At 71.5% G+C, this 8,449-nt stretch carries 7 protein-coding genes and 1 pseudogene; 3 read left to right on the plus strand and 5 right to left on the minus strand.

Annotated elements, in window-relative coordinates; all coding sequences use genetic code 11:
- A pseudogene (locus ALA01S_RS34185) lies at window positions 1-457 on the plus strand (urate hydroxylase PuuD); the annotation flags it as partial.
- 131 nt (window positions 458-588) lie between these two features.
- Entirely contained in the window at window positions 589-1,947 is a 1,359-nt protein-coding gene (locus tag ALA01S_RS29380; protein ID WP_066343049.1) for a nucleobase:cation symporter-2 family protein, read from the plus strand.
- A 488-nt stretch (window positions 1,948-2,435) separates the two neighbouring features.
- Here the strand turns inward: ALA01S_RS29380 and ALA01S_RS29385 are convergent, their stop codons facing one another.
- The 4 genes from ALA01S_RS29385 to ALA01S_RS29400 form a co-directional block, all read right to left on the minus strand.
- Window positions 2,436-3,404 (minus strand): hydroxyacid dehydrogenase, encoded by a 969-nt coding sequence (locus tag ALA01S_RS29385; protein WP_066343050.1) that lies wholly within the window; start codon window positions 3,402-3,404, stop codon window positions 2,436-2,438.
- Window positions 3,405-3,438: 34 nt separating this feature from the next.
- A complete protein-coding gene (locus ALA01S_RS29390) occupies window positions 3,439-4,428 on the minus strand; it encodes a tripartite tricarboxylate transporter substrate binding protein (protein ID WP_066343051.1) in 990 nt (329 codons plus the stop codon).
- Between the two features lie 79 nt (window positions 4,429-4,507).
- On the minus strand, window positions 4,508-5,656 hold the full coding sequence (locus ALA01S_RS29395; RefSeq protein ID WP_066343053.1) for a mandelate racemase/muconate lactonizing enzyme family protein: 1,149 nt from the start codon (window positions 5,654-5,656) through the stop codon (window positions 4,508-4,510).
- Window positions 5,653-6,732, minus strand: coding sequence for a dihydrodipicolinate synthase family protein (locus ALA01S_RS29400; RefSeq protein WP_066343054.1), 1,080 nt, complete (start codon window positions 6,730-6,732; stop codon window positions 5,653-5,655). Before ALA01S_RS29400 ends, ALA01S_RS29395 begins: the two co-directional genes overlap by 4 nt.
- 93 nt (window positions 6,733-6,825) lie before the next feature.
- Between ALA01S_RS29400 and ALA01S_RS29405 the strand changes: the two genes are divergently transcribed.
- Window positions 6,826-7,743 (plus strand): LysR family transcriptional regulator, encoded by a 918-nt coding sequence (locus ALA01S_RS29405; protein ID WP_066343055.1) that lies wholly within the window; start codon window positions 6,826-6,828, stop codon window positions 7,741-7,743.
- A 106-nt stretch (window positions 7,744-7,849) separates the two neighbouring features.
- On the opposite strand, the gene ALA01S_RS29410 is transcribed toward ALA01S_RS29405, so the two are convergent.
- A partial coding sequence (locus ALA01S_RS29410) for a methyl-accepting chemotaxis protein (protein WP_238456006.1) occupies window positions 7,850-8,449 on the minus strand: 600 nt, incomplete at its 5' end.

Genomic DNA, 8,449 nt, shown 5'->3' on the forward strand with positions numbered 1-8,449 from the left:
GGCCAAGAACAACTGGCTGGTGCTGGTGCTGCTGATGCTGGCCGGCGCGTTGATCCGCCACAGCTTCGTCTCGCGCCACAAGGCGCACGTGCTGGGCAAGCGCACGCCCTGGGAGCACGCCGTGGTGGGCTCGCTGGCCCTGGCCGGCATGGCGCTGTGGCTGGCCCCGCCGCCGCGCGAGGCCGCCGGCATGGCCGCCGCGCAGCCTGCGGAGCCGGTGAAATTCCAGCAGGTGCAGGCCATCGTCGAGCAGCGCTGTTCCATGTGCCACAACGCGCAGCTCCAGAACAAGAACGTCGCGCTGCACACGGCCGACCTCATCAAGGTCAACGCCCAAGGCATCTACCAGCAGGCCGTGGTGCAAAAGACCATGCCGCTGAACAACGCCACGCAGATCACCGACGCCGAGCGTGCCCTGTTGGGCCGCTGGTTCGAAGCCGGCGCCCAGGCCCAGTAAGCGGCCGCCGCTTCTCGCAGTCCACCCACAAGGGCTGCCTCCCATGCAGGCGCCGCCCAAAGGCGCCGCGGGCAGCCCACCCCCAGGAGACACGGATGTCCAACGCTGACACGCTTGGAGCGGCCCCTGCCATGGCCGCCGCGACCGACCCACAGGAGGATCCCAAGGCCGTCCACCCGGTGGACGAGGTACTGCCCGCGGGCAAGCTGGCCGTGCTGGGTTTGCAGCACGTGCTGGTGATGTATGCCGGCGCGGTGGCGGTGCCGCTGATCATCGGCGGCGCCTTGAAGCTGCCCAAGGACCAGATCGCGCTGCTCATCAACGCCGACCTGCTGTGCTCCGGCATCGTCACGCTGATCCAGGCCATCGGCTTCTGGCGCTTCGGCATCCGGCTGCCGGTGATGATGGGCGTGACCTTCGCTGCCGTCGGCCCCATGCTGGCCATGGCGGCCAACCCCGATCTCGGCCTGCCGGGCATCTTCGGAGCGGTCATGGCCTCGGGCGTGTTCGCCACGCTGATCGCGCCCTTCATCAGCCGCTTGCTGCCGCTGTTTCCGCCGGTGGTCACGGGCGTGATCATCGCGACCATCGGCCTGTCGCTCATCCGCGTGGCCGCCAATTGGGCCGGCGGCGGCGCGGCCAACCCGAACTTCGGCGATCCGCTTTACTTGGGCGTGGCGCTGGCGGTGCTGCTGTCCATCGTGCTGATCACGCGCTTCGTCCGCGGCTTCTTCGCCAACGTGTCGGTGCTGCTGGGCTTGATCGTCGGTTTCCTCATCGCGCTGTCGCTGGGCCAGGTGAGCTTTGCCGGCATCGCCGAGGCGCCCTGGGTGGGCGCGGTCTATCCCTTCATGTTCGGCGCGCCCAAGTTCGACGCCGTGGCCATTGCGACGATGTGCGTGGTGATGGTGGTGGTGATGATCGAGTCCATGGGCATGTTCCTGGCGCTGAGCGACTTGACGAACAAGCCCATCACCCGCGAGGACCTGGCGCGCGGCCTGCGCGTGGACGGGCTGGGCACGCTCATCGGCGGCGTGCTCAACACCTTCCCGCACACCTCCTTCTCGCAGAACGTGGGCCTGGTGGGCGTCACCGGTGTGAAGAGCCGCTACGTGTGCGTGGCCGGCGGCTTCATCATGCTGGCGCTGGGCATGCTGCCCAAGCTGGCGCTGACCGTCGCCTCGGTGCCGCAGTTCGTCCTGGGCGGCGCGGGCATCGTGATGTTCGGCATGGTGGCGGCCACGGGCATACGCATCCTGCACGCCGTGGAGGTGCGCGGCGCCAAGCGCCACAACCTCTACATCATGGCCATCAGCCTGGGCGTGGGCCTGATCCCGGAAATCTCGCCGCGCTTCTTCAACAAGATGCCCCACGCGCTGGAGCCCATCCTGCACAGCGGCATCCTGCTGGCGGCCGTCACCGCGGTCATTCTCAACCTCGTCTACAACGGCTGGGAAAAGGTCGGCGCCGAGGAGCCGCACGCGCATTGAGGCGGGCGAATGCAGGCGCCAGGACGGCGCCTCGCGCAGCTCAAAACAACATACGCGATTGAACCGGCAACGTCAGCCCTCCTTGGCCCGCCGTTTTCGCAATGCCACGATCGGCACGGCGCTTTGCTTGCGCTTTTGAGATAGGTTGAAGAAGACAAAAGGGAAATCAGGCTGTTCAGCGGTGGGGGGCAGTGGCCGGAACGGGAGCCTTTTGTTTGTGGGCTACACGCGTATGTTGTGAATGAGAGAGCTCAGTGGGACCGATGCGAAGCAATACTCGCCGACAGGCGCCGCCAAGCGCCGGGAAACGCAGGGTGCATCGCAAAAAGGCGTGCAGGCCAGGCCCTGCACGCTTTTTCGTTGCATCAGCAACTTCACATAACTGTTGTTGAAGTGCTCATGGCACTGCGGCGATGCCGTGCTCCAAGCTGCCGCCATCCGCTCCTGCAACCGAAGTAGATGCGCTGGTGGACGCCAAGAGTCCGGGCTCAGCCCACGGGCGGCAAGGCCGCCACATTGACGCAATGCGGCGGCCGCCGCCCTTGCAGCAGGCACAGCACCGCGTCCGCCGTGCCCTCGCTCATGCGGCGCATGCTCTCCACCGTCAGGCCGGCAGCGTGCGGCGACAGCAGCACGTTGGGCAGCGCCAGCAGCGGATGGCCCGCGGGCAGCGGCTGCGTGGTGAAAACGTCCAGCGCCGCCCCGTGCAGCCGGCCGGTGGCCAACGCGTGCAGCAGTGCCGCCTCGTCCAGCACCGCGCCGCGCGACACGTTGACCAGCACCGCATCGGCCTTGAGCAGGCCCAGCCGCCGCGCATCGATGAGCCCGCGCGTGCCCTCGGTCAGCGCGCAGGCCAGCACCAGCGCATCACAGCGCTCGCACAGCGTGTCCAGCCCGCAGCCCTCGACGAAAGGCGGCAAGGCGTCCAGCCGGCGCTGGTGGCCCAGCACCTTCATGCCGTAGCCGAAGGCCGCGATCTCGGCCACGCGGCGGCCGATGTCGCCCACACCGACCAGCCCAAGCGTCGCGCCGTGCAGCTCGCGCGCGCCGTCGGCCAGCGCGCGGGCCGCCTCCCAGCCGTCGCGGCGCAGGCGCTGGTCCATCAGCGCGCTGCCGCGGCGCAGCAGCTGGATCGCGCCCATGACGTGCTCGGCCACCGCGTGGCGGTTGGAGCCCGGCACGTTGGCCACCGGAATGCCGCGCGCGCTGGCCGCCTCGACCGGGATCATGTCCACGCCCACGCCGTGGCGGACGATGCCGCGCAGGCGCGGCGCGTGCTCCAGCAAGTCGGCCGGCAGGGCCGAGCGGACGACGAGCACGTCCGCCTGCGCCACCAGCCGGCGCAGCGTCGCGGCCGACGTGTCGCCGGCCAGCCGGACCTCGGCCACCGCGGCGATGCGGGCTTCGCCGGCCGGGTCCATGGGGCCGGTCAGCAGGACCACGGGCCGCGCGCTCATGGGCGCCCCCTTCGCAGCGGCCGCGCCGGGGCGCTCATTCCGGCGTCACTCCGGCGTCGCGAACGACCTTGGACCACATCGCGCGCTGCGCCGCGATGTGTGCGGCAAAGGGCTCCACGCCGCTGCCCACCGCCTCCACGCCCAGCGCGGCGAACTGCGCCTTCACGTCGGCTTGCCTGAGCGCGCCGGCGATCTCGGCGTTGAGCTTGTCGACCACGGCCCTGGGCGTGCCTGCCGGCGCCGCCAGGCCGAACCAGACGCTCACCTCGTAGCCCGGCACGCCGGCCTCGGCGACGGTGGGCACGTCGGCCAGCAGCGGCGAGCGCGCCGGCGTCGTCACCGCCAGCACCCGCATCTTGCCGGACTTGATGTGCGGCAGCACGTTGGAGATGTTGTCGAACATCACCTGCACCTGCCCGCCTATGAGGTCCGTCACCGCCGGGCCACTGCCCTTGTAGGGCACATGCGTGATGTCCACGCCCGCCATCTGCTTGAATTTCTCCATGGACAGGTGGTTGGAGCTGCCGATGCCGGTGGAGGCGTAGCTCAGCGTGCCGGGCTTGGCCTTGGCCATCGCGATGAGCTCCTTGACCGAGTGCACCGGCAGCGAGGGGTGGACGACCAGCAGGTTGGCGGTGGTTGCCGCCAGCGTGATGGGCGCGAAGTCCTTCTGCGAGTCGTAGGGCAACTTGGCGAAGATGTAGGGATTGACCGCGAACGAGAAGGGCACGATGCCCAGCGTGTAGCCATCGGCCGCGGCCTTGGCGACCTGGTCCAGGCCTATCACCGTTGCGCCGCCGGGCCGGTTCTCGACCACCACGGGCTGGCCCCAGGCGGCCTGCAGCTTCACGCTGATGGTGCGCGCCAGCGTGTCGTTGAAGCCGCCGGGCGGATAGGGCACGACGATCCTGATGGGCTTGGCGGGGTAGGCGCCGGCGCCTTGCGCGAGCGCGGGCGCGGTGCCGGCCAGGCCCGCGAGGGCAGCAAGGCTCGCGGCGGCGAGCAGCAGGGAACGCTTGAGCATGGGTGTCTCCTGTGTCGTTGTAGTCGGGCTCCGGTCGCCGCGGCCGCGCCATGGCGACCGGGGGCCGGCGCCCCGGGGCTCAGAACTTGACCACGTAGCCCGGCCCGTCTATGGCGGGGAATTCGGCGAAGACCTTTTCGTCCACGTCCATGCCTATGCCCGGCTTTTCAGGCGGCTCGACGCAGCCGTCGGCGCCTAGGGCGAAGGGCACGCCGAACATGTCGCGCAGCGGGTTGAAGCGCGAGACGCAGGCCTCGAAGTAGCCGCCGTTGTCCAGCGCGGCCAGGAAGTGCAGCGTCGCCGCGTGGTTGATGCCGGTAGCCGAGCAGTGCGGGTGCACCGTGATGCCGAAGGCCGAGGCCATGGCCGCGATGCGCAGCGCCTCCGTGATGCCGCCGGTCTTGGAGAGGTCCGGCTGCCACAGCGTCACCGCCCTGTCCTCCAGCAGCCGGGCGAAGTCCCAGCGCGTGTAGTGGTTCTCCCCGGCGGCAATGGGCAGCGACGGCGCCAGCGTGGCGGCGATGCGGTAGGCACCGAAATCCAGCGCACTGAAGGGTTCCTCCAGCCAGCCCACGCGCGCCTCGGCCAGCGTGGGGATCACGCGGCGCGCGTCGGCCAGCGACCAGGCGGTGTTGGCGTCGGTGAGGATGTCCACGTCCGGCCCAAGCGCCTCGCGCACCGCGCGCACGCGCGCGGCGTCGTCGCGCGGGTTGTCGCCCAAGCGCAGCTTGAGCGCGCGGTAGCCCGCGGCGACGTGGCCGCGCGCCTCCTCCACCAGCTGCGGCACCGGCTGGAATCCCAGCGAAATGCCGCCGGCATACGCCGGCAGCCGCTTGCGGCTGCCGCCCAGGAGCCGGTACAGCGGCATGCCCGCGGCCTTGCCGCGGATGTCCCACAGGGCCAGGTCTATGCCCGACAGGGCCAGCGCCGCGCCGGCGCCCAGGCCGTGGCTGGAGAGCTGCATGCGGTGCACGCGCGACCACACGCCCACCACGTCGCAGGCGTCCATGCCCACGAGCATGGGGTTGAGCGTGGCGTTGACCAGCGCGGCAACGGCGCCCGGGCTGCGGCCCGGGTGGGCCTCGCCGTAGCCGGTGAGCCCCTCGTCGGTCTCGACGCGGACGACGATGGCGTCGCGCTTGATGGTGGCGCCCACGCCGACCTTGACCGTCTGCCCCTCCGGCAGGCGATAGGACAGCGGGATGGCGGTGATGCGGGTGATCTTCATGCGGAGCTTCCGGTTCGGTTTTGCAGGTAGCCGCGCGCGGGCGCCAGGCCCTGGCGGGCCAGCGCGGCGGCGGCGGTGGCGACGAGCTCGCGCGGCAGCCGCGTGCCGGCGTGCAGGCGCGGCGGCTGGGCCATGCCCGCCGCTTCGCCATGGGCCATGACGTGATCCAGCGCCTTGTTCGCGTTGGTGAAGGCGTTGCCCACCGGCAGCGCGGCGGCCGCGGCGAACACCGGCTCCACCACGGCCTCGATGCGGGCCGACAGCGCCTGCGCCTGCTCGCGCCGGCCGGCGCACAGCGCATCGAGCACGCCGCCCAGCGCCGCGCCCAGGCCATTGGCGGTGCTCAGCAAGGCGCCGTCGTAGCGGCCGCCGCCCGCCTTGGGGTGGCGCGCATAGCCGCCCTCGGCGCCGCGCAGCAGCAGCACGCCGTCGGCCTCGTCCGCGGCCTGGGCCAGCGTGTCCTCACCGCTGGTGTCCTTGAGCATCAGCAGGTTGGCGTGGCGCGCCACCAGCGCGGCATGAGTTGCCGCAGCGATGCGGTTGCCCGTGACCTGCGGCAACTGGTAGAGCGACACGGGCACGCCGCTGGCCAGCAGCTCGTCGAGCGCGCTGCCCAGCTCGTCCTGCGACAGCGCCTGGCCGTGCGGCGCGCACAGCGTGAGGGCCGCCACGCCGCAGCGCGCGAAGGCCTCGGTCGGGTCGTCGGTGCCGGCCTGCGCGCACAGCGCGGCCACCGTGGCGGCCATGGCCTGCCGCATGCCTTGCGCCGTGGGCTTGAGCACGCCCAGCAACACCGCGAAGCCGCGCTCGCGGGCCAGCGGCAGCACCTCGGCCACCAGGCGCTGGCGCTGCGCCTCGTCCAGCTCCCAGCCGTCGCCGGTGGAGCCGGCCAGCAGCAGGCCGCCGACGTGGGGGCGTATCGCGTCGAGCTGGCGGGCCGTGCGCTCCAGGTCGAGCGAGCCGTCGTCGCGGTAGTGCGTCAGCAGCGGGCACCACAGGCGCGGCGCACCCGCGGGCAGCAGTTGCCGCAACAGCTCGCGCCGCCGTGCGGCAACGGGCCTCGTCTCCTTGGTCATGGTCGTCCTCGTGTGAAGGGATGCGACGCAGTCTAGGAAGCGGCGGCCGTCACAAAAAGATATGCCGTGTCATTTCAGCTATGCTCCCCGAGCATGCCTACGCCTGAGCTGAACCTGCACCGCATCGAAGCGTTCCTGGCTGTGATGGAGCTGGGGAACATCTCGCGCGCGGCGGCACACATCGAGGTGGCGCAGTCGGTCGTGAGCCGGCACCTTGCGGCGCTGGAGGCGCAGTTGGGCTGCCGGCTGTTCGAGCGCACGGGCCGGGGCGTGGCGCCCACGCCGTCGGCGGCGCGCTTGGCGCCGCGGCTGCGCGCCGCGATGGACGAGATGCTGCGCGCCACCACCGAAGCCGCCGAAACCGGCAACCAGCCCGGCGGCGTGGTGCGCCTGGGGGTGGTGCCGTCGGTGGCGCAACCGCTGGTGGGCCGGCTCTACCAGCGTGTGGCCGAGCGGCTGCCGCGCGTGCAGCTGCAGTTCGTGGAGGGCTTCAGCAATGCGCTGGAGGAGCAGGTGGCCGACGCGCGCATAGACCTCGCGGTGATCAACCGCTTCGGCCGCCAGGTGCGCCGCGGCGAGGAGCGGCTGTGCGTGCTGGAGAGCCTGGTGATCGGCCCGGCCGGCATGTTCGCGCCGGATCAGGCGCTGAGCTTTCGCCAGCTCGCCGAGCGGCCGCTGGTGCTGGCGACGCGGCCCAACGGGCGCGCGCCCTTCGACCAGGCCTCGCGCCACACCGGGGTGAAGCTGCGCGTCGTGGCCGAGTCCGACTCGCTGCTGGTGATGAAGGCCTTGATCCTGGATGCGGGCCTGTGCACCGTGCTGCCGCGCCAGGCGGTGCAGGATGAGCTGCACCGCGGCTTGATGTCGGCAGCCCGCCTGGTGCGGCCCTCGATTCCGCGTGTGCTGTCACTGGTGTCCGCGCCCCGCCATGCCGGCAGCGAGGCCGCGCGCGCGGTGGCGCGCGAACTGCGCGAGCTGGTGGACGAGGCGTTGCAGCAAGGCGCCTGGTAGACGCTGGCCGCCGCGGCCCGCGCCCAGGCGCGGGCCGGGATCCGTCGGGAATCGACAAGCCATCAACCGGGGATCGGCCAGGAACAGGCCCAGAGGGGTTCAGCCCTCAAAAGCTGGTCCATTCGTCGTCGCCCCCCTCGGCCACGGCGTGCTGGCGCGGGGCGGCCAGTGCCTGGGCCGGTGCCGGCCTGGTGCGCAAGCCGGCGCGCGCCACGCTGGAGGGCTGGCCGCAGGCGCGGCGCGTGGCGGCAGTGGCCTGCGGCAGCGGTTTCACGGGCGCGAACGCGGCCGGTGCGGGCCGCTCGCCCGGGTCCATGGCGGCCCCGCCCTGGTGGCCCAGGCGGAACACCGCCACCGCGTCCACCAGGCGCTGCGACTGCAGGCGCAGGCTCTCGGCGGCGGCGGCGCTTTCCTCCACCAGCGCCGCGTTCTGCTGCGTGACCTGGTCCATCTGCGACACCGCCTCGCCGATCTGCGAAACGCCCTTGTGCTGCTCGGCGCTGGCGGCGTTGATCTCGCCCATGAGGTCCGTCACGCGGCGAATCGCGCCCACGACCTCCTCCATGGTCTGGCCGGCCTGCGCCACCTGCGCCGAGCCCTCGCCCACGCGCTGCACGCTGTCGGTGATGAGCGCCTTGATCTCCTTGGCCGCCTGCGCGCTGCGCTGCGCCAGGGTGCGCACTTCGCCGGCCACGACGGCGAAGCC

The organism is Azohydromonas lata NBRC 102462 (genome assembly GCF_001571085.1).
Classification (GTDB): Bacteria; Pseudomonadota; Gammaproteobacteria; order Burkholderiales; family Burkholderiaceae_C; genus Azohydromonas; species Azohydromonas lata.

Bases quoted from the DNA above. Each gene is read 5' to 3' on its own strand.
- ALA01S_RS29380 (WP_066343049.1), top strand. From the start codon at position 589: ATGGCCGCCGCGACCGACCCACAGGAGGATCCCAAGGCCGTCCACCCG.
- ALA01S_RS29385 (WP_066343050.1), bottom strand. From the start codon at position 3,404: ATGAGCGCGCGGCCCGTGGTCCTGCTGACCGGCCCCATGGACCCGGCC.
- ALA01S_RS29390 (WP_066343051.1), bottom strand. From the start codon at position 4,428: ATGCTCAAGCGTTCCCTGCTGCTCGCCGCCGCGAGCCTTGCTGCCCTC.
- ALA01S_RS29395 (WP_066343053.1), bottom strand. From the start codon at position 5,656: ATGAAGATCACCCGCATCACCGCCATCCCGCTGTCCTATCGCCTGCCG.
- ALA01S_RS29400 (WP_066343054.1), bottom strand. From the start codon at position 6,732: ATGACCAAGGAGACGAGGCCCGTTGCCGCACGGCGGCGCGAGCTGTTG.
- ALA01S_RS29405 (WP_066343055.1), top strand. From the start codon at position 6,826: ATGCCTACGCCTGAGCTGAACCTGCACCGCATCGAAGCGTTCCTGGCT.